Raw genomic sequence first — 18,673 nt, 5'->3', positions numbered from 1 at the left:
CGGTCGGCAGGCCAAACAGGCGCATAAGAGGGGCTTTATGAGGGCTCGGGAGCCGCCCTCACCTGCCGCCGCGCGAGACCCGCTCGATTTCGGCCTTCACGATGCGTTCAACGAGGCCCGGCAGGTTGTCGTCGAGCCAGGATTTCAGCATCGGACGCAGCATCTCCTTGACCAGATCTTCCAGCGTCCGCGCATTGCTGCTGAGCACCGTGTGGGCCAGGGAATTGAAGGCGGATTCGACCGCCGAGACCGTCGATTGCGCCAGGATCGGCTGTTGGGGCGGCAGCGGCGGCGCATCGTAGTCCACCGGCGGATAGGACGATGACGGCGTCAGGCGCAGCGGCGATTCGGCGAATTCCAGATCGTCGCGCGGCTCGACCTTGCGGAAGCTCGGCGGCGGCGGAGGCGGCGTCGGCTCCGGATCCACCGCCATCTCGTCGGTCAATTCGAGCACGTCGGGTTCAGGTTCGGGCTCTGGCTCAGGCGCACGGACCTCGGGCGCAGGCGTAGCCGCGTCCAGCCCCGCCAGCAGAGCATCAATATCGTCCTGGTTATTGGATGCATCCGCCGCAGGTGCGGGCGGCGGCGGCGCTGGAGCTGGCTTCGCAGCCGGCGGCGGCGCGGGCTTCTCGGCAGCAGGTTTTGCGAGAGCGACCTTGGATGGCGGAATGTCGTTCATGGCTGACGGCTTCGGCGCAGCTGCAGCGGGCGCTGGCTTGGCAGCTTCGGCCGGCGGCGGCTTGGCCTCATCGTCGGCAATGATGCGCCGGATCGAGGCCAGAATCTCCTCCATCGAGGGTTCTGTGACCTTTGCAGGCTGCGTCATCTCCGACTCCACATCATCAACGCCCTCGCATGCGTTGTTTTACACCAAGCACGACAGGATTGGCCGGTTCCGCAACGGACGCCCCGACATTTTCGTCGCGGCAGCCCGACTTGTCCCCAGTTCACGGCTCAACGTGCGGAGGTGCGCCCCTGCCCTCGGCACTCAAGCCTTTACGCACACGACATCAGGTGCCGGGCGAATCGACCCGCATCTTCTTGGCAAGGCTATGTCAGGGATTTTGATGATTGCAAGCAAAGCACCAGTCGGCCTCGGCTGTTTGCGAGGCCGACCGGATGACTACGGACCTTAGCGTCCGTCAGGCGTGCGCACGCCGGCCCAGCTGTCGCGGACCTGATGGTAGTGAACGCTCGCATCATAAACCGTGGTCGCAAGGCCGAGGACCTGCGGCGACAGACGGCCGATGGCGGCCAGAACCTGATAGGACGCGACCACGCGGTCGTGCTGTGCGGTCACCAGCGCGACTCGCGCGTTGACCAGCGCCTGCTGCGCGTTGAGCACGTCGAGGGTGGTACGCTGACCAGCCTTGGCTTCTTCGCGCACGCCGTTCAGCGCGATCTCGGACGCCGTGACCTGCGCCTGCGCGGACTGCACCTGGGCCTTGCCGGCCTGCAGCGAACCCCACCACTGCACGACCGTCGCGCGGGTCTGGTCGCGGGTGGTTTCGAGGTTGAGACGCTGCTGCGCCAGGTTTTCCTTGGACTGGCGGATCAGCGAATATGAATTGCCGCCATCGTAGAGCTGCCAATTGGCCTGCGCGATGGCGGACGCGTTGAACGACCTGTATTGAATCAAGGACTGTTCGTTCCCCTGCGTGGCCCCCACCTGCAACGCGATCGTCGGCAGCAGCGCGCCTTCGGCGACCTTGACCTGCAGAAAGTTGACGTCGATGCCGAACATCGCGGCCGTGACGTTGGGATGTTCGATCAGGCCGAGCTCGACTGCCCCGGCGAGGCTCGCGGGGAGGAAACGATCGACCGGCGAGCCAGGCGCGAGGTTCGTCGGCTCGTTGCCGATGATGCGGCGGAAGTTCGCGCGCGTCGTGGTGAGATTTGCTTCGGCCGTGAGGGCCTGCGTCTTGCCAGCCGCCAGCTGCGCTTCCGATTGCGCAACGTCGGTGCGCGTCACTTCGCCGACGTTGAAGCGATCACGCGTCTGCTTCAGCGTCTGCTCGAGCACGCGCACGTTGCTGCGCTGGACTTCGAGCGTAGCCGCATCGCGCAGATAGTCCATGTAGATCGAAGCGCCCTGAAGCAGCACGCTCTGATCCAGGCTGCGCAGCGCTTCGCGGGAGCCGGAAACCTGGCTCTCGGCGGCGCGCGTCCTGTTGCCGGTGATGTTGCCGTTATAGAGCGTCTGCGTGACGGTCACACCCACGCTGCGCGGCACGCTGGGCCCGTTGATTGGTGTGTTACCCGGCCCCGGCGAACTCAGTGTATCCTGATATTGATAGCCGCCGTTCGCCGTCAGCGCGACCCTGGGACGATAGCCCGACAACGCCTGAGGCACGTTCTCGTCGGTCGAGCGCACCTGGGCGCGCTGTGCGTTGAGCTGCGGATTGTTCTGATAGGCCCGCACCAAGGCGGCCTCGATCGTGTCCGCCAAGGCAGGCGTCGGCCCGGCAAGCGCCAGCAGCAGGACCGAAACCGCAGCTCCGGTGAAGAGCTTCACCCCATGCATCCCTTAAATTCCGTTCATTCTAACGCCCCGCTCGTGCCCGCGAGCTAGGATACCGTCTACCGAGTGGAGTCGTTGCCCCTCAGCAACATAGGCTGCCAATTGGCGCAACGGAACCACCTGAAGGTAGTTCCCGGTGGAAACTCTTCACGTGCAGCATCCGGGCCACACTTCTGATTCAGAACGGGATTTTAACGGGCCAAAGCCCTCAATCGGGCGTTCAGAAAACGAAAGCGGCGGCCCGTTCCAACCCGGGAAGGACCGGAGCTGCGGCATCGAACAGCGCCCGATGGCCGAATTCACCGTGGGTATGGGTCACGATCACGGCCCGGGGGGGCGTGGATTGGGCCGACACCCCCACGAGGCGCCCGCCCTCCTTGAGCTGCCCGAGCAGCGCCTCTGGCGTCACCTCGAAGGCACCGTTGAGGATAATGACGTCATAGGGAGCGGCAGAAGGATCCCCTTCGGCGCAGGCTGCGGCCTTGCACGTGACGTTGGCGAGGCTGGCGCAAGCATCCTTGGCCTTCGCGGCCAGGGCCGAATCACACTCCGTCGCGGTGACCTGACGGGCGAGCCCGGCCGTCAGCGCGGCGAAGTAGCCGGTGGCGCAGCCGACCACCAGCACGTTGTCCCCCTCGCCGATTTCGGCGGCCTGGAGCAGCTTGCCGGTCAGCTGTGGCTTGATCAGGAACCGCTTGGCCCCGCCTTCGCTCACGTCGAGATCGAGGTCGAGATAGGCCAATGCCTGCCTGGCAACCGGCACGAACGCCTCGCGCGGAACTGTGAGCATCGCGTCGAGAATACGGCGATCGGTGACGTCATTGGTGCGCACCTGGCCATCGACCATTTTTAGGCGCGCGGTCGAGAAACCGGACATTTGCGGACCCTGCAATGCGGACGATGCCGCGGACGAAATTTGGCGGCATCTTTGGAACAGGCTCCGCGAAAACGCAACACGTCCGTTGGCCCGGCGGACCAGGCTGCGCAACCCGAGGCGTCAAGGTGATCGATGAGCTATTCGATCGTGACTGCGAGGCGGCCGATCAATGCGGCGACTTCGTCGAGCCGCGCCGAATCGTGCGCCTCGACGGCGCGCGCGAGGCAGGCCAGGCATTCATCATCGCTGAGCTCGGGAACGTCCGCCGGCAGAATCGAGGGGGCCATTTCGGAACGGTCGAGGACGTCTGGCATTGGAATCACCTCCGTAAGGATCCGGCGCCTGCCAAGCTCGATTTGAATTGGGTCGAATTGGCGTCGCCCTCATGACGCGACCGCGCCCGACACACACAACTGCTTGAGTGCGATTCTGCGCTGGGGCGGATATCACCTGAAGTGGTGCCGCGGCTACATTAGAATGCGGGCGCACGATATTGAAAACACATTGAAATATGATCTGGACGCTGGGCAGGCCGATGCATGGCCCGAAGGAAGTGTCCGTGCGAGCCTGTGCCCCCTGCAAGTTCAGGCGACGGTTGCAAGGTAGAGCTGCGTGTCGAAATAGTCTGCGGCCCGCACGGGTGTGGTGACGCCGGCATCCGTCATGAAGAAGTCGCTGACCTGCTGGAGCCATTTCACGACGGTTCCGTCGGAATAGAGCCGCTTCCATTCGCGCGAGGAATAGAGCTTCTGGGCCTTGAAGGCTTCCGCGATGTCGGCGGGACGCGACTGCCCGTAATGTGTCTGGAGCGCCTCCGCTGCGGCCGCCGGGTTGCGCACCATGTGGTCGTTCGCTTCCGCCCAGGCGCGGATGATCCGAGCCAGCACGTCCCTGTTCCCCGCATAAAAATCCATCCGCGCGGCCCAGCCGCCGAGCACGGCGGATTGCGGGTAGAAGGCGGAGGCGTCCACCAGCTTGACCGCATCCGGCAACGCCTCGCGGACGGCAATGTTGAACGGCACCCAGAGCGCAACGGCCGGCACCTCGCCGGCAATGAAGGCCTTGACGGCGGCGGCCATGCTGCCGTTGACGATCTCGACCTCGGACGGGTTGACGTTGTTGGCCCGCAGCGCGCGATCGAGAAAAATGTGTGCCGTGGTCTTCATCGTCGTCGCGATCCGCTTGCCCCTGAGATCGGCCATCCCCTTGACGCCGAGCGCCGGCCGGACCCAGAGCTGCGCGGTCGCGACCTCAATGTCGTTGATGAGAAAGCCCCGGCCGCGGCCGAGCGCCAGATAGTTGGAGATGACGCCGCCGGCCGAGAGGACGTCGAGCTCACCCCGCGCCATCGCCTCGAAGACCTCAGGTCCGGTGTTGAACTCGTGCAATTCGAAATCGATCCCCTCGCGGTCGAACGAGCCGCGATCGAGCCCGGTCCAGATGTGTCCGTCCACGGCGACAACGTGGAGATAACCGAGCCGAATTCTGCTGCGCGCCTGCGCAATGGCTGGCGCCGCGTGCATTGACGCGGCCGCCAGCGCCGCGCCGTGCCGCAGCACCTGCCGGCGATTGACACCGAAGATGTTCATGCCGCCGCTCCCGCATTCCGGGCCGCGGACCGAAATCGCTGGGCATGAAATAGCGCGACGCTATCCTTGGGATAGTCGTGCAGGAAGGCCGACAGCCGGACCCGCGTCGTCTCGGCCGCGCCGTCCTGCGCGATCGCCGCAAAGACTTCATCCCAGCGTCGACACATCGCAACCTCGGCTTCATCGGCGTGCGCGAGCTCGCCGCGGAGCTCACTGACTTCGATCGCGTCGGCAAATCCCTTCGGCGTGATGCTGTCGACGCTGCGGAACAGGAACCTATCGCCGACGCTGGCGCGGACCGCCGCACTGACCAGCACGCGCGTGCCGTAATTCTTGTTCAGTCCCTCCAACCGCGACGCCAGGTTGATGGTGGCGCCAAGCGCGGTGTAGTTCATCCGGTCGCTCGAGCCGATGTTGCCGACCACGGCATCGCCGACATGCAGGCCGAAGCGGGTGTCGTAGGGCGGCCAGCCCTCGCGCCGAAACTCCTTGTTGAGCGCTTCGTTGGCCGCAAGGCATGCCAGGATGGCACGGCAGGCATTGACGGTGTGGTCGGGATCGTCGGCCGGCGCGTTCCAGAACGCCATCACGGCGTCGCCGATATATTTGTCGACCGTGCCCTGGTGCCGCATGATCTCGTCCGACAGCACCGCGAAATAGCGCGAGGTGTGGATCATCACCTGCGACGGGTCGGCGCGCTCCGTCTTGGCGGTAAAGTCGGCGACGTCGGTGAACAGCACCGTGACCTCACGCCTGGAGCCGCCGAGGCTGAGCGAAGAGCCGGTCTCGATCAGTTGGCGCACGATCTGGCGCGGGATGAAGCTCGCAAAGCTGCGGACCACGCTGCGCATGGTGAACACCGAGCGGCCAAGCTCCTCGATCTCGGCGATGACGGAATGGACGCGCGGCCGCTCGGTAATCTCGAACCGCTGGATCGCGTCTGTCTCGTCGGCCAGTTTGCGCAGCGGCTGCGCCATCAGCGATCCCAGCCAGAACGCGAATGGCAGCGTGGCTCCGACGAAGGCCAGCGCCAGCGCGAACAGCGTGCGGCGCTCGTCGATGATCTGCGCATAGAACTCGTCGAGCGGCGCGACCATCGCCATCCGGATATTGGCCGAGCCGGCCGTCTCGAGCCTGTGGACCGCCGCGACATAGGTTCGGCCCGACGCATCGGCAAAGAACTGCTGGGCCGCCCCGCCGTCTCGCCAGGAGCGGACGACCGGCACGAGCGCAGGCAGCCGGAGCGCGCCGATCTGTGGCAGGTCGTCCTGCCGCTCAGGAATCTCCGCCATCAGGCGGTTCATCTCGGGATGGCCAACGATGCGCCCGGCATCGTTGAACAGGAACGCCAGCCCTGATTGGCCGAGCTTCTGCTCTGCCAGCATGTCCTCGAACCGGTTCAGCAGCAAATCACCCGCAACGACGCCGCGGCGTCCTTCCCTCAACGGCGTCCGCAGCGTGTAGCCTGGCTCGCCCGTGGCGTAGAAGACGTAAGGACCGGTCAACAGCGTCTTGTCGTTCTTGAACGCCTCGACATACCAGGGCCGCTGCCGCGGGTCGTAGCTCGCGGGTCCGGCGACCTCGGCAACCTGAATGAGGTTTTCGGAGAGATACTGCGTGACAGGCGCGGCCCCCGCCGTCCGCGAGATCACGACCAGCCGGAAGGCTGCATCCTCATCGACGTTCAAGCCCTTCCGGAACGACGGCTGGGCCCGGTCGATCACGTCCATCTCGATGAACGAGCCGTCCTCGTAGCCGACATAGAGATTGAAGAGCTGCGGGTTGTTGCGCAGCATCGCCGCCATCAGGCTGTAGAGCCGCGTATTGTCCGCGATGTCGGCCTCCTGGATCGGCGGCAGGCCGGACAGGATGTCGAGATTGTCGCGGACATTCTTGAACTGCTCGTCGATGTGATCGGCGCCAAGCTGCGCCACCTTCTCGATGAAGCCAGAGGCGGCCGTCCTGGTGATGGCGGTCACGCGTTCGAAGCTGAGATAGACCAGCGTCAGGCCCACAAGCAGCACCACGCCCACGAACACCGTGATGATCGATGTCTGGTAGCCAATGCGAAATACGCGTTTGCTGGTTTTCTCTCCGGTCATCGGAGCTGCTTGAACGCCTCCATCAGTACTTTCGAACGATGGGCTTCGTCGCCGCCGGCGCGGGCGCTGCCGGCGAGACCGAGAAAGTAACCCAGGTCGACCAGCTGTTCGGCCGGTTCTCTGTCTCAAGGTCCTTGTAGCCTCGGACATTGAGATAGCCCTGGTAGCCGTCGGACATCGGGATCATGAAGCCGATCTGCGGACCGATGCCGACCGCCTGGCCGCGGAAGCCACCGAGCTTGGCGCCGGGACCGCTATCGTCGGTGATCTGCTGGAAGAAATAGCCGGCGATGCCGATGTGAACGTTCTTGCTGACGAACTGCGAGGCAGCCCAGTCGACATGAAAATCCATGCCGTTCTGATACTGGAGGGCCCCGTTCATGAAACTATAGGTGAGGCCGCCGACGATCGAGAATTCGTGTCCGGTCTTCGGATCGAGATAGGTGTAGCCGGCACCGACGTCGATGGCGGGGAAGCCAAAACTCAGATTGGCGAGCCGGCTGGAATCATAGGTGCCGCTCGGGATGTTGCCGGTGATGTAGACCAGCTCGTTGTGGACGCCCTGATTCCATTTCAGCGTGCCCTGGTAGAACACGTCGGTCAGCGTCGTGCGGTTGTCGGTGGCGCTGCCCGAGATCGTATTGCCGCGCGGACCGGTCAGCGTCGCATCGATGCCGGCGCCAATGTTGCCGGGCGCGGTGAGCACGGTGAAGCCGGCTTGGCCGCCCAGCACCGGCATCGGCGAGGTGTAGGTGATGCCCATGACGAACGCGTCGGCATGTGCGTTGAGGCCGGCGGTCACCGAGCCGGGTATGCCGCCGCTGGTGACGAAGTTCTGCCCTCCTCCGGCCTTTTCGTTGAGGTGAAGGTAGATCGTCGAATAGGCCCATCCAGGCGTTACGGGAACGGCGGCCAAGCTGCCGAAGATGCCCGGAAGCCAGAAGCTCACGCCGCCGGAAGCGGCGAGCGCGGGCTGAGCGGCAAAGCTCGCCAGCGCCAATGCAGTCCCGAGCCCGGCTTTGCGAATGTGTCCCGTCACGTCGCGTCTCCCTTTTCTCGTCACGTCTTCCACCCGAACGCATCACGCTCGCCCAATTGCACTACTTCTTGGCGCCCCCGATCGTGGCGGCGACACGCTCGGCATCGGGCAGTTTCCAGCTGTGGTCGAACAGCGGCTGCTCGGGCCCGTAGAGGCGGAATAGCAACTCGAACTTCCGCGCCGGATCGGTCGGCACCCAATTGGCTTCCTTGCCCTCCGGCGCCTTCGGACCGAAATAGACATCGACCGAACCGTCGGCATTCTTCTGGATGCCCGGGCTGATCGAAGCCCGGCTTGCGCTCGGCATGTTGCGCACCAGCGCGTGCGTCTCGCGGTCGTAGACTGTTGCGGACCAGTATTGCTTGACCGGCGCGTTGGCGGGCACCGTCAGGCGATAGGTGGCGGCGCCGTCGAACGGCTGGCCATCCCTGTCCTTGTTGGCCAACAGGTAGAACTGCGCGGTGCCCAGTCGCTTGATACCGGTGAAGCCAAGCGTGTAGGAGACGCCGCGCATGTCGACCGGATAGGTGTTCGGATCGGCGTATCCAGTACTCGCCGCCTTGACCATCTCCGCTACCGCAGCCGGGAACCAGCGGATGCCCGGGTTGATTACGGCGAAGCCGGCGTCGTAGCGCTGTTCGAGTATCGCATGGGCCTCGCGGGCGGCCTGATCGAGCAGCGCGACGGTCTTCTGATCCGGATTGAAAGCCTTGCCCTTCTCGATGCCGATGCTCGCGAGCTGGTCGATCATGGCCCGATCGCGATCGAGCCACGGCTCGTTCTGCACCACGCGGTCGAGGCTGCGATAGAAGCTCGCATCGAAGGGAATCGTGGAGTCGAACAGCACGTCGTAGGCGTCAGTGAAATTGGTCTGCGGCGGATCCTTCGCCTGCGCGAGTGGGTAGACCTTGACCTGCTTGCCGTAGGAGACCGACTTCGCCACGTCGGCATCGCCGTGGCTTGCGAGATTGGAGCGCAGCAGCGCGAAGCCGCTGAACGTGTCCGACTGAAGCGAGATGTAGCCCGCGGGCGCGTCGCCCTGGTAACCGGGCGGCAGGATCAAATATTTGCCGCCCTGCCCCTTGTCGGCGCCTTCGGGACCTGCGTCCTCCAGCGGCATCTGCCACGCCGTGACGATGTTGCCCGCGATCGAGCCGCCTTGCGCGGGCGGAATGTCGATCACGACCGGGCCGTCCTTCACGTTCCAGAACGACATCAGATAGATCGAGTCCGGATTGGGCGTCAGCGTCTGGTTCTTCCAGTTCACCGGCTTCGACCAGTAAATGATCTCGTTCGGCTTTGCCTTGGTCGTCCCAAGCATGGTCTGGAGCATGAGATCGGCATTCACCGCCGGCATGCCCCAGATCATCGCCTCGACTGCGCGACGCTGGATAGTGCGCGCGGCAACCTCATCCGGCGACAGACTCTGCGCATGCGCGCTCGCTGTCATCAGTGTCATGGCGATGGCGCCTGCGATTGCGTGTCTCATGACAGCCTCCAATCTCGTTCAGCCTTCAGCTCACCGGCTTCGGCTCGGGGAATTTCCACTTGCCGTTCAGAATTTCGGCACGCGGCCGATAGAGTCGCACCGTGTAGTTCCAGCCCTTCATGATCGGCAGGCAGTTCGGGATCTTGCCGTCACAGCCACCGAACTGGACCACCGTGGAGCCGTCGGCTGATTTCGTCGCCGTCAGATTGTTGAGCGAGTAAGCGTTGTAGGGGTTTTTCTCGAAATAGCCCTCGGCGTTGTAGAGACTGATCGACCAGAAGCCGTCCACCGGCACATTGCCGGGGACGGTCAGCTTGTAGACGGTGCTGCCGTCGTTCTTCTCGGGGGTGACGCTGAGATAGGTGGCGTCCTTGTCGGGATTGCCGCCCCATCCCGCGGCGGTCGCGATCAGGTGCCGGATCGGATCGACCTGCCCCTTGGCGCCAAACGCATCCTTGAAGCCGCCTGCGGTTGACGACAGCACCAGGAGCGCGTCCCGCACCTTCTTCTGGCTGACCGGATCCCAATTCGGTATCTCGAACTTGCCCGGGGCCTTCTGGCTGATCGTGACGGCGTCCTGGACTGCGCGGACCTTCTCGACATCCTTGGGATCGTTGGGATCGACGAGGGTTCGAAGCCCGATCAGCGCATAGCGTGTGCCGACCCTCTTCCGATCGTAGGTGTAACTTCCGGCGCGATACTCTATGTCGCCGACGATGTAGTGATCCTCGTTGACCACCATCAACGACCGGAACCGCTTGCCAGCGTCCGGCAACTTGATCGTTACCGGTCCCGCATCGAGATCAACGACGGCCATGGAGTACAGCGTGTCACGATTCGACCGGATGACGCCCTGCTTATCGATCGCCATCGGCTCGCGATGGTGAAACAGCTTGCCGATGCCACCGGCGTCCTTGACGCCGTTGCCGAAGTACAGGTCGGATTCCGCGCGCCCAAAATTATCGACCGTCACCGGGACCGGCGACTGCGCCTGCGTGGCCGAGGTGAGGATGAGGAACGAAGCCGTCAGCACTGCTCTTTTCATGCGCCCTCTCGCTAGAACGGATTGACGTAATTCAGGATCGCGACCTGCCGCAGGATCACGCGGCGCACGACGTGGGTCGGTTTGACGTGATCGGTGTAGATCGCAGCCGTTCCGGCGCTGCCGGCCGGCAACCGTTTGACGAAATCGGCGTCGTCGAGCTTGACGCGCACGACGAAGGGGGCGGCCTCGATGGCTTTCGGCAGGACTGCCGTGCCCGATGTCTGCACCTGTCCGGTCGCGATCGCCTGGAGCACGCTCTCGACCTTGCCGGAGTAGATCTGCCCAGGTGCGAATTTGAATGTGGCCTCGACCTCCTGGCCGGGCGCCACGTAGCGCGCATCGTTCTGGTTGATCTCGACGCCGATGATGGTGCTTGAGACGTCAATGAACGCCATCACCGGCGCCAGCGGCAGGTTCGCCACGCGCGCGCCCTTGCGCAGCGCGAGATTGGTGACGTAGCCGTCGGCCGGCGCGCGCACCACTGTCTTGTCGAGATTCCACTGCGCGGCCTCGAGCTGGCCGGAGAGCTGGTCGGCCTCCGATTGCCGCTGTTCGACATCGAAGCCGCGGCCGGCGTCGCGCTCGTAGAGCTGCGTCATCTGGCCGAGGCGCGTCTTGGCGAGCTTGAACTGCGCGTCGATCGCCTTGACCTGCGCCGCGTAAGGCGTCGGGTCGATCTTGAACAGGACATCGCCTGCCCTCAACGGCGCGTTGGCGAGAACCGGAACATCCGTCACCTCGCCCGCCACATCAGGCACGATCGAGACTGCATTGCGCACGACCAGCGCATTGCCCTGCGGTGCGCCCCACCCCATCGGGATCAGCAGTCCGAACAGCAGCAGCACCAGCACGATCGCGGGCGACGCCTTCCAGAACAGGTTGAAGCGTACGATCCCGAAATGCACCAGCAGGAACAGCAGCACCAGATAGGTATTGAAGAGCGCGACACCCATCACGCATCTCCCGCCTTGCGTGCGGGCACGTCGAGATAGGCCCAGATCAACGCGATCGGCCACAGCGCGAAGCCGAAGAACAGCGTGATCCAGCCGGCGACAGTCACTGCCTGCGCATGAGGATGGTTGCGCGACTTCGCGATGTGGCCGGGCAGCCAGCCCGCGATACAGACCACGCCGATCGCGCTGGCGAGCAGGATCACCAACACGATCCAGGCGAAGATGTCGTAGCCGCTCATGACCGCCGCCTCATTGCGTCAGTGACGTGCCTTCATTGGCAGTAGTCCCAAAAACCCTGCGTGCGGGATGGATCGGTGTAGTACCAGCACATCCCCGGCGCGGGCGCAGCACCCGCCCAGGCCACAGCCGTGGCCGCTGTCACGAAGCCGATCGCAGCACCGGCGGCGATCGCGCCGCCCCTCGGCCAGTGGTAATAGCCGGGTCGCGCCCAGCCGCCGCGCCCGGCCACAGCCGTGGTGCTGCGGACGGCGACGTTGCCGCGCGGTCCGACCACTGCGGTCCGGCCGCGATAGGCGGCGCCTCGGGGGCCGACCACGGCGCCGCCACGATGGACCACGGCCCCACCACGCGGCCCCATGGCGGCCCCGCCGCGGCGAACAGCGGCACGCACCTCGATCAGATCGGATGGTCCAGTCGCGCCCTGCTGGATTGCCGCTGGCTGGAGCGGCGCCGCCGACACCGTTCCGACCGGCAGAGAAACGCCGGTCGCCAGTGCCAGCAGGCAGCTCGTTAACGGAAGCATGCGCACACGCTCAGGCATCATTGTGTCTCCCACTGTTATCACTTCATTGTTGAACATTGCCCGCAGCAATCGTCCTCGTCGTTGCGATGTTCCTGTGCTGCTGCGAGCCCTCATGATGCCCTTGCTTCCTCCCATTGCGCTCACGCTACTGTGGCTTCATGCGTTCGATCTCACCAAGTCGCTTTAATGCTGCCTGCTGTCGGAGCAGGCCGTAGTTGATCCCGCTCGCATTCAGCGAGCTGCCCTCCTGGAAGGGGAACTGATCGAAGTCGGCGAAGAACTCCTTGATCTTTCCCTGCACCGGCACGATCAGCCACATGTTCTGGGCCAGGAACTGGATGGCTCCTCCGCCTTCCTCCATGCCGCGCTCGTAAGGATCCATGCGCAAGTTTGCGATCAGCGCCCATGAGGGAACTTCGCGGGTTGCGGTCGCAATGTTTCCCTTGGACGCTATTGCAAAGCTCAGCTTCCAATCGTTCCACCTGATGGCGTTGAGATTGCCGCCCTGATCGAAGTAGTAGAGCGAATCCCGCGGCGGCGTCGTTGTCTCACCCTTGAAAAAGGGCAGGAAGTTATAGCCGTCGAGGTGAACCTTGAAGTTTTTCCCGCTGGCGGTGAAACCCGCCTTCATCTTCTCCTTGATGTCAGGTATTCCCGCCGCGGCGCACAAAGTTGGGAACCAATCGATCAGCGAGATGATCTCGTTGTATTGCGTGCCCGGTTTCACGACGCCCGGCCACCGCACCATCATCGGAATGCGCATGCCACCTTCCCATGTCGTACCCTTTTCGCCGTGGAAAGGCGTTTGCGCGCCGTCGGGCCACAGAGCAAGCTCGGCGCCGTTATCGGTGGTGTAGAGGACGATGGTGTTGTCGGCGATGCCGAGATCGTCCAGTTGCTTGAGCAACTCGCCTACCATTCCATCATGCTCGACCATGCCGTCGGCGTGGATGCCCTTGCCCGTCTTGCCGAGCGACTCCTTCTTGAGATGCGTGAAGATGTGCATTCGCGTCGAGTTGAACCAGACGAAGAACGGTTTGTCCGCCCTAGCCTGCCGGCCAATGAAATCCTTGGCGGCGCCCAGGAACTCCTCGTCAACCGTGGGCATTCGCGCGGTGTTGAGCGGGCCGGTGTCCTCGATCTTTCCGTCCGCGGTTGATTTGATCACGCCCCGCGGCCCGAACTGCTTCCGGAAATTGGGATCCTTCGGATAGAAATAGCCTTCCGGCTCCTCTTCCGCATTGAGGTGATAGAGATTACCGAAGAACTCGTCGAAGCCGTGCTTGGTTGGCAGATGCTCGTCGCGGTCGCCGAGATGGTTCTTGCCGAACTGGCCCGTGGCGTAGCCCTGCGTCTTCATCACGTCGGCGATCGTCGGCATCCAGTCCTGAATGCCATGGGGATCGCCGGGCATGCCGATGGTGAGGAGGCCGGTCCGGAACGGCTCCTGGCCCAGGATGAACGAGGCGCGGCCGGCGGTGCAGCTTTGCTGGCCGTAGGAGTCGGTGAAGATGGCTCCTTCGCGCGCGATGCGGTCGATGTTGGGCGTGCGATAGCCCATCATACCCATGGTATAGGCGCTGATCTGGGGAATGCCGATGTCGTCGCCGAAGATGACGAGAATGTTGGGCTTGCGGCCCGCGGTGGGCGCAGCAGCCGGCGCCGCCGAAGGGGCCGCCTTCTGAGCCTGCGCCAATGCCTGCGATGTCAGCGCCGCTGTTGCGACGATGGACGATGTACCAAGCAGCACGGCGCGGCGATGAATCGCCGAATGGTCGCCACGGGTTGAATCAACAACGGTATTATTCTGCTTCTTCGTCTCGTTGATCATTCGACGCTCCCTGATTTATTCGATCTTGGTTGTCGTGGATGAGGGCGAATCTAGATCGTCCGTTCCGTCTGAGTGAGCTCCTGTCTTTTGCTTATCTCGCGGGCTTTCGATACGCGGTGACCTTCGGGGTCCCGACCGGGTTCAAATGCGGGGGCAGACCTGTCGTGGCCCGGCTTCCGGCGCGTGGGCGCAGCCTGCGGCGGGCGGCGACCACGCGGTGCAGCAGCCGGCGTGGCGACCAATGAGCCGGATTGTGCCGATTTCCGAACAACTCGCTCTCGATCGCATCAAGCTGGCGGTCGAGCTCCGGATCGCGTGCGACGGCCTTGAAAGCTCCAGCCGTGATTGGAGGCTGCGTCGCGTTGAGATGCGGCAGCCATTCAAGCAGCAAGAAATAGGATGCTCTTGCGTCGCGACGGCGGATCGCACGGCGCAGCCGGCTGAAAGCAAACGCCTCCGACTGAAGATAAGCCTGGTGCCGACGATGAAGACTGGCCGAAACGCGACGTGCCATACGAGGCGCAAACCAAGCGATCCCGGCCGTGGCGGCCACCACAAGCAGGGCCGTCAGCCAGTGGTCGAAGATAAGGTCGACGATGCTATCCCACGTCCACCGCCGAGCGAATTGGTTCGAAGAAGCTGGACCCGCCACCGCCGAGGTCAAGATTCCCTTGAGAGGCACGGCCTCGAGACGAACCTGCTCGACCTTGCCGCTACCGACATTCCACCAGCCGATATCGACGGACGGAAGCGCATAATCACCTGCCCGCTCCACCATATACGTTGCAGAATCGACGCGGGTCGACGTCATGACGTCGGAGCGCCCGTCGACCTTGTCCTCGAGCTTCGGCTGCGCCGGATAAAGCTTCAAGCCATCGACAGACGGGAATTGCTGAGGCGGCAGCAGCATCGCCGGCGTGCCTTCCGCCCGGATGGTGATGGTTCGTGTCACGGCGTCACCGGCCTTGAGCGGGTCAGACGAACGCTTGACGTCCTGCTCGGCGGTCAGGCTGTTGGCCGATACGAACGGGCGAAGCGCGCTCGCCGCATCCGGAATGAATGCTTCGAATGACACGCGTGGCAGCGCGACAGCCACCTCACGGGTGGCTGGCGGCTCGGCCGCATATTTGATCCTGACGCTCTGGTCGGCGACGGCGTAGGACCCCGGCTCCTGCGGCGAGATCGCGTATTCAAACCGCACACCGGCATAGGGCACGCCATCGCGCTGCTCGCTGGTGTTGACGCTCTGCAATTGTCGCGTCACCGCGTTGCGCACCTGAAAATCCGGCAGTTCGGGCGGCGACGTCATGTAGTTCGGCGCCAGGACCATGACACTCAACGTGGTTTTCTGCCCAACCACGACTCGCGGCGGGTCGATGGTCACCTGCACGATCGGCTCGAGCGCCACTGATTGCTGCGCATACACAGCCTGCGACGGGAGCGCGCCGCCGAGCAGCAAGGCGATGAAGCCGATCCAAACTCTCACTGCGACGCCCTCCCCTGGGTTGGAGCGGCCGCCTGGATCGCGAATTTGAGTTTGAGGAAATCCGCAGGTGAGGTCTGGACCTGACGCATCCAGGCTTCGGCGGCGCCGGCAGTGGTGACGTCCTGCGGTGTGACCGTGATCTTCTTTCCGCCTTTCTGATTGGGATCTACGCGCATCTCGTCGGCCTTCTCATCCGGCGGTGCAGGGTCATCCTGCTCCTGCTTGCGGCGCTTGGCTTCACGCGCATCCAGCGCCGCCTGAACGATGGCGCGGTTCGTCTTCGCGGTGGCGTTGCCGGGCTGCGCCTTGAGCACCTCGTCATAGGTCTTGAGCGCTTTCTCATAAGCGTGGTTCTGCGCCTGCGCGTTGCCCAGCGCGAATTTCCCCTCCAGCGTGTCAACGCGCGAAAATTCCTCGGCAGCGGCGAGAAAATCGTATGCGCGGTAAGCCGAGATGCCGCGCCACATTGGATCGGCAAACGTCGTTTTCGCGGCGGCATAGTCGCCACGGTCAAATGCAAGCCGTCCCTGTTGATCTGGCGTCAGCCAAAGATTGGTAAAGCGCGATGTCTCCTCGGCTCTCGAAGCGCTGGCGTGCGTCACGATGAAGAGAGCCAGGACCCACGCCACCGTCGTACCGCGCCGGAACCAGAGCAGACTCAACAGCGCCAGCGGCGGCAGCAGCCAATAGCCCTCATCTCGCCATTGCATGCCGAACGCATCCCCCTGGGCGGCCTGGAAACGCGTCTCGATCCGGCGCTCCAGTCGTACGATGTCCGAGCCGTCGATACTGACCCGGATGACGTCCGCGCCGGCCAGCAGCGCCGATGTGTCCGGGCTGACCGCGAATATAACGAGACCATTGCGGCCGGCAGCCTGCCGGACCGTGGCTGCATCCGCGGTCCCGAGATCGTCCGCGACCAGCAGGACCGTTCCGGGAACCGGTTCGGCCGCCAGCGCGTCGGCCGCCAGCGCGACCGCACCCGCAACGTTCTTACCGTCCGCCGGCATTAGCCCTGGCTCAAGCGCGGCCAGAAACGGCTCGATCACGGAGCGGTCGTCGGTCGGCGGCATCACCAGGTGCGCGGTGCCGGCAAAGGCCACGAGCCCGGTCCTGGCGCCCGCGCGGGCCGCAAGCAGATCCCTGATCTTCTGCTTGGCGCGTTCGAGGCGCGAGGGCGCCACATCGGTCGCATTCATCGACGACCCGACTGCGAGCGCAATCATCAACGGTGCCTTGTCTTCGACAAAGGGCGGAAGCTCGCGGCGCCAGGTCAGACCGGACAGGCCAATGATGCCGAGCAACATGCCGGACGCGACGAGATAGAGCGGGTTGATTTGGCGCCCTTGTCCCGGCCGCACGATGAGATGCGTCAGCAGATGCGGCGCGATCACGCCACCCCATTGCGCGCGCACATCCTGCCGGCGAAGCAGCACGGCAAACACGGCAGCGAGCGGGATCAGCGCGAGCAGCCAGAGTGGGCGCAAGAGATGGAAGGACATGGTGGCTGCGTCACGCATGGCTGATGCTCCGCATCCGGCGCCACTCGCTGCCGAGCAGGAGACAAAGCCACAAGAGCAGACCGATCGCGATGGCCAGGCCGAACGGCCATTGAAACAGCGGCAGCTTCGGCCGCCATGACAAGGTCTGAAGCTTGGCCGGCGCGAGGCGATCGATATCGGCATAGATCGCCTGCAACTGCGCGCCATCCTCGGCGCGGAAAAAGTGCCCTCCGGTGGTGTCTGCGACATGCTGCAAGACGGCGAGGTCAACGCGGTTCTCACCCGAGGCGGCGGGATCGCCGACGCCGATGGTGTAGACCGTGACATCGTTCTGACGAGCGATATCGGCGGCGTGCTCGGGCGGCACTCGGCTCGCCGTATCGTTGCCGTCCGTCAGGAGGATCAGGAGCTTCTGTTTCGCCATGCTGGCTGCAAACGTCTTGATGGCAAGACCGATCGTGTCGCCGATCGCCGTCTGCTGGCCGGCCATGCCGACCCTCGCCTGATCGAGCAATTGCTGCGCCGTCTGGAGGTCTTGCGTGAATGGCACCTGCACATAGGCCCTGGTCCCGAACAGGATCAGGGCGACACGGTCGCCCTTGCGGCGGGCGATGAAGTCTGTGACCACACGCTTGATGCCGTCGAGACGCGTGAGCGTCGTACCGTCCGGCGCCTTGAAGTCGAGCTGGTCCATCGATCCCGAAATGTCGATCGCCAGGATCAGATCGCGCGCGGAGACCTCGCGGGTCACCGGGTCGCCGACCCATTGCGGCCGGGCCAGCGCCACAACCAGCAGCGTCCAGATGGCCACCGCCGCGACCATCTGGACGGCGCGGCGTTCGAGGACGACCGCACCGCGCTGTGGCGTCTGTCCAGTCGCCGCCGCCAGCCTGTCGAAGAAGGGCACCTGGATCGAGGCCTGGCGTGCTCGGTATGGCGGCAGCAGCCACCACGCCAGGACTGGCAGCGGCAACAGCAGAAGCAGCCATGGCCAGGCGAATTCAAGCATGATGCCCCCTGATCCAGCGGCGCAGGAGACGGACCAGCGATTGCAGATCGGCGCCATCGGGCGGAATCTGCCGATAAGGACCGCTCGCGAGCAGGTGGCCCACGCCGTGAGAAAACTCCTCGCCTCCATAGCTGCGATCGAGGAAGGCCAGCCATGCCGGCCCGACCAGTGGCGCCACTCGCTCGCGCGGAAAGGCCGCGAGCGCCGTGCGCCGCACCAGCAAGGTCAGCTTCGACAACAGCTCCGACGGCACCGAATTGCGCGCATGCTCGATGCTATCAAGCTCCGCGAGCGCTTCGCGGCGATAGCGGTTGACGCGGCGCAGATGCGTCACGCGCCACACGGTAGCGCAGATGGCCGCGAGCAGCAGGGCGATCGCAAGCCTCGCCTCCCAGGTCTGTGGCCAAAGGCTGACCTCGCGCGGCAGCGGAAAGTCGATCAGGCCGGCCACCGGGTCGGCAGTCACG

18 protein-coding genes are annotated in these 18,673 nt (G+C 64.3%); 1 reads left to right on the top strand and 17 read right to left on the bottom strand.

The features are described 5' to 3' along the window. Positions 1 to 58 precede the first annotated feature (58 nt). The 15 genes from AB7535_RS14810 to AB7535_RS14740 all read right to left on the bottom strand — a co-directional run bounded on the left by AB7535_RS14810 (position 59) and on the right by AB7535_RS14740 (position 17,002). Positions 59 to 826, bottom strand: a complete 768-nt coding sequence (locus AB7535_RS14810; protein WP_439036573.1) for a PopZ family protein — start codon at positions 824 to 826, stop codon at positions 59 to 61. Between the two features lie 306 nt (positions 827 to 1,132). Next, positions 1,133 to 2,524: a TolC family outer membrane protein gene (locus tag AB7535_RS14805; RefSeq protein WP_208071439.1), complete on the bottom strand. Its 1,392-nt coding sequence runs from the start codon at positions 2,522 to 2,524 to the stop codon at positions 1,133 to 1,135. A gap of 217 nt (positions 2,525 to 2,741) precedes the next feature. Then, complete coding sequence (locus AB7535_RS14800) at positions 2,742 to 3,398, bottom strand: protein-L-isoaspartate O-methyltransferase family protein (protein WP_439036572.1); 657 nt, start codon at positions 3,396 to 3,398, stop codon at positions 2,742 to 2,744. A 137-nt stretch (positions 3,399 to 3,535) separates the two neighbouring features. Next, a complete protein-coding gene (locus AB7535_RS14795) occupies positions 3,536 to 3,712 on the bottom strand; it encodes a hypothetical protein (RefSeq protein WP_094183926.1) in 177 nt (58 codons plus the stop codon). A 270-nt stretch (positions 3,713 to 3,982) separates the two neighbouring features. Next, positions 3,983 to 4,987 carry an ABC transporter substrate-binding protein gene (locus AB7535_RS14790; RefSeq protein ID WP_439036571.1) on the bottom strand — a complete coding sequence of 335 codons (1,005 nt, stop codon included), beginning with the start codon at positions 4,985 to 4,987 and terminating at the stop codon, positions 3,983 to 3,985. Beyond that, complete coding sequence (locus AB7535_RS14785; protein WP_439036570.1) at positions 4,984 to 7,089, bottom strand: cache domain-containing protein; 2,106 nt, start codon at positions 7,087 to 7,089, stop codon at positions 4,984 to 4,986. Before AB7535_RS14785 ends, AB7535_RS14790 begins: the two co-directional genes overlap by 4 nt. Before the next feature lie 22 nt (positions 7,090 to 7,111). Beyond that, complete coding sequence (locus AB7535_RS14780; RefSeq protein WP_085399545.1) at positions 7,112 to 8,128, bottom strand: SphA family protein; 1,017 nt, start codon at positions 8,126 to 8,128, stop codon at positions 7,112 to 7,114. A gap of 61 nt (positions 8,129 to 8,189) precedes the next feature. Continuing rightward, complete coding sequence (locus tag AB7535_RS14775; RefSeq protein ID WP_439036569.1) at positions 8,190 to 9,617, bottom strand: DUF1254 domain-containing protein; 1,428 nt, start codon at positions 9,615 to 9,617, stop codon at positions 8,190 to 8,192. A gap of 25 nt (positions 9,618 to 9,642) precedes the next feature. Beyond that, complete coding sequence (locus tag AB7535_RS14770) at positions 9,643 to 10,662, bottom strand: DUF1214 domain-containing protein (RefSeq protein ID WP_439036568.1); 1,020 nt, start codon at positions 10,660 to 10,662, stop codon at positions 9,643 to 9,645. An 11-nt stretch (positions 10,663 to 10,673) separates the two neighbouring features. Then, positions 10,674 to 11,615 (bottom strand): HlyD family secretion protein, encoded by a 942-nt coding sequence (locus AB7535_RS14765; RefSeq protein ID WP_085399542.1) that lies wholly within the window; start codon positions 11,613 to 11,615, stop codon positions 10,674 to 10,676. Beyond that, positions 11,615 to 11,854, bottom strand: coding sequence for a DUF3302 domain-containing protein (locus tag AB7535_RS14760; protein WP_014495358.1), 240 nt, complete (start codon positions 11,852 to 11,854; stop codon positions 11,615 to 11,617). Before AB7535_RS14760 ends, AB7535_RS14765 begins: the two co-directional genes overlap by 1 nt. Before the next feature lie 32 nt (positions 11,855 to 11,886). After that, positions 11,887 to 12,399, bottom strand: a complete 513-nt coding sequence (locus AB7535_RS14755; RefSeq protein ID WP_439036567.1) for a hypothetical protein — start codon at positions 12,397 to 12,399, stop codon at positions 11,887 to 11,889. Positions 12,400 to 12,523: 124 nt separating this feature from the next. Continuing rightward, entirely contained in the window at positions 12,524 to 14,209 is a 1,686-nt protein-coding gene (locus AB7535_RS14750; protein ID WP_439036566.1) for an arylsulfatase, read from the bottom strand. Between the two features lie 91 nt (positions 14,210 to 14,300). Then, positions 14,301 to 15,668, bottom strand: a complete 1,368-nt coding sequence (locus tag AB7535_RS14745; RefSeq protein WP_439036565.1) for a BatD family protein — start codon at positions 15,666 to 15,668, stop codon at positions 14,301 to 14,303. 23 nt (positions 15,669 to 15,691) lie between these two features. After that, positions 15,692 to 17,002, bottom strand: a complete 1,311-nt coding sequence (locus AB7535_RS14740; protein WP_439036564.1) for a VWA domain-containing protein — start codon at positions 17,000 to 17,002, stop codon at positions 15,692 to 15,694. Positions 17,003 to 17,062: 60 nt separating this feature from the next. Between AB7535_RS14740 and AB7535_RS14735 the strand changes: the two genes are divergently transcribed. Continuing rightward, entirely contained in the window at positions 17,063 to 17,221 is a 159-nt protein-coding gene (locus AB7535_RS14735) for a hypothetical protein (RefSeq protein ID WP_439036563.1), read from the top strand. On the opposite strand, the gene AB7535_RS14730 is transcribed toward AB7535_RS14735, so the two are convergent. Next, positions 17,208 to 18,206: a VWA domain-containing protein gene (locus AB7535_RS14730; RefSeq protein WP_208086756.1), complete on the bottom strand. Its 999-nt coding sequence runs from the start codon at positions 18,204 to 18,206 to the stop codon at positions 17,208 to 17,210. The two genes, AB7535_RS14735 and AB7535_RS14730, sit on opposite strands and share 14 nt — an antisense overlap. Continuing rightward, positions 18,199 to 18,672, bottom strand: coding sequence for a DUF4381 domain-containing protein (locus AB7535_RS14725; RefSeq protein ID WP_439036562.1), 474 nt, complete (start codon positions 18,670 to 18,672; stop codon positions 18,199 to 18,201). The genes AB7535_RS14730 and AB7535_RS14725 overlap by 8 nt, the downstream gene beginning before the upstream one ends. Between the last annotated feature and the right edge of the window lies 1 nt (position 18,673).

This window comes from Bradyrhizobium sp. 956_D2_N1_4 (genome assembly GCF_052076025.1).
Classification (GTDB): Bacteria; Pseudomonadota; Alphaproteobacteria; order Rhizobiales; family Xanthobacteraceae; genus Bradyrhizobium; species Bradyrhizobium barranii.
Note: the sequence above shows the minus strand (reverse complement) of the source record. Positions and strands in the feature narration are given on the sequence as shown.

Bases quoted from the DNA above. Each gene is read 5' to 3' on its own strand.
- AB7535_RS14810 (WP_439036573.1), bottom strand. From the start codon at position 826: ATGACGCAGCCTGCAAAGGTCACAGAACCCTCGATGGAGGAGATTCTG.
- AB7535_RS14805 (WP_208071439.1), bottom strand. From the start codon at position 2,524: ATGCATGGGGTGAAGCTCTTCACCGGAGCTGCGGTTTCGGTCCTGCTG.
- AB7535_RS14800 (WP_439036572.1), bottom strand. From the start codon at position 3,398: ATGTCCGGTTTCTCGACCGCGCGCCTAAAAATGGTCGATGGCCAGGTG.
- AB7535_RS14795 (WP_094183926.1), bottom strand. From the start codon at position 3,712: ATGCCAGACGTCCTCGACCGTTCCGAAATGGCCCCCTCGATTCTGCCG.
- AB7535_RS14790 (WP_439036571.1), bottom strand. From the start codon at position 4,987: ATGAACATCTTCGGTGTCAATCGCCGGCAGGTGCTGCGGCACGGCGCG.
- AB7535_RS14785 (WP_439036570.1), bottom strand. From the start codon at position 7,089: ATGACCGGAGAGAAAACCAGCAAACGCGTATTTCGCATTGGCTACCAG.
- AB7535_RS14775 (WP_439036569.1), bottom strand. From the start codon at position 9,617: ATGAGACACGCAATCGCAGGCGCCATCGCCATGACACTGATGACAGCG.
- AB7535_RS14770 (WP_439036568.1), bottom strand. From the start codon at position 10,662: ATGAAAAGAGCAGTGCTGACGGCTTCGTTCCTCATCCTCACCTCGGCC.
- AB7535_RS14765 (WP_085399542.1), bottom strand. From the start codon at position 11,615: ATGGGTGTCGCGCTCTTCAATACCTATCTGGTGCTGCTGTTCCTGCTG.
- AB7535_RS14760 (WP_014495358.1), bottom strand. From the start codon at position 11,854: ATGAGCGGCTACGACATCTTCGCCTGGATCGTGTTGGTGATCCTGCTC.
- AB7535_RS14755 (WP_439036567.1), bottom strand. From the start codon at position 12,399: ATGATGCCTGAGCGTGTGCGCATGCTTCCGTTAACGAGCTGCCTGCTG.
- AB7535_RS14750 (WP_439036566.1), bottom strand. From the start codon at position 14,209: ATGATCAACGAGACGAAGAAGCAGAATAATACCGTTGTTGATTCAACC.
- AB7535_RS14740 (WP_439036564.1), bottom strand. From the start codon at position 17,002: ATGTTGCTCGGCATCATTGGCCTGTCCGGTCTGACCTGGCGCCGCGAG.
- AB7535_RS14735 (WP_439036563.1), top strand. From the start codon at position 17,063: ATGCGTCAGCAGATGCGGCGCGATCACGCCACCCCATTGCGCGCGCAC.
- AB7535_RS14730 (WP_208086756.1), bottom strand. From the start codon at position 18,206: ATGCTTGAATTCGCCTGGCCATGGCTGCTTCTGCTGTTGCCGCTGCCA.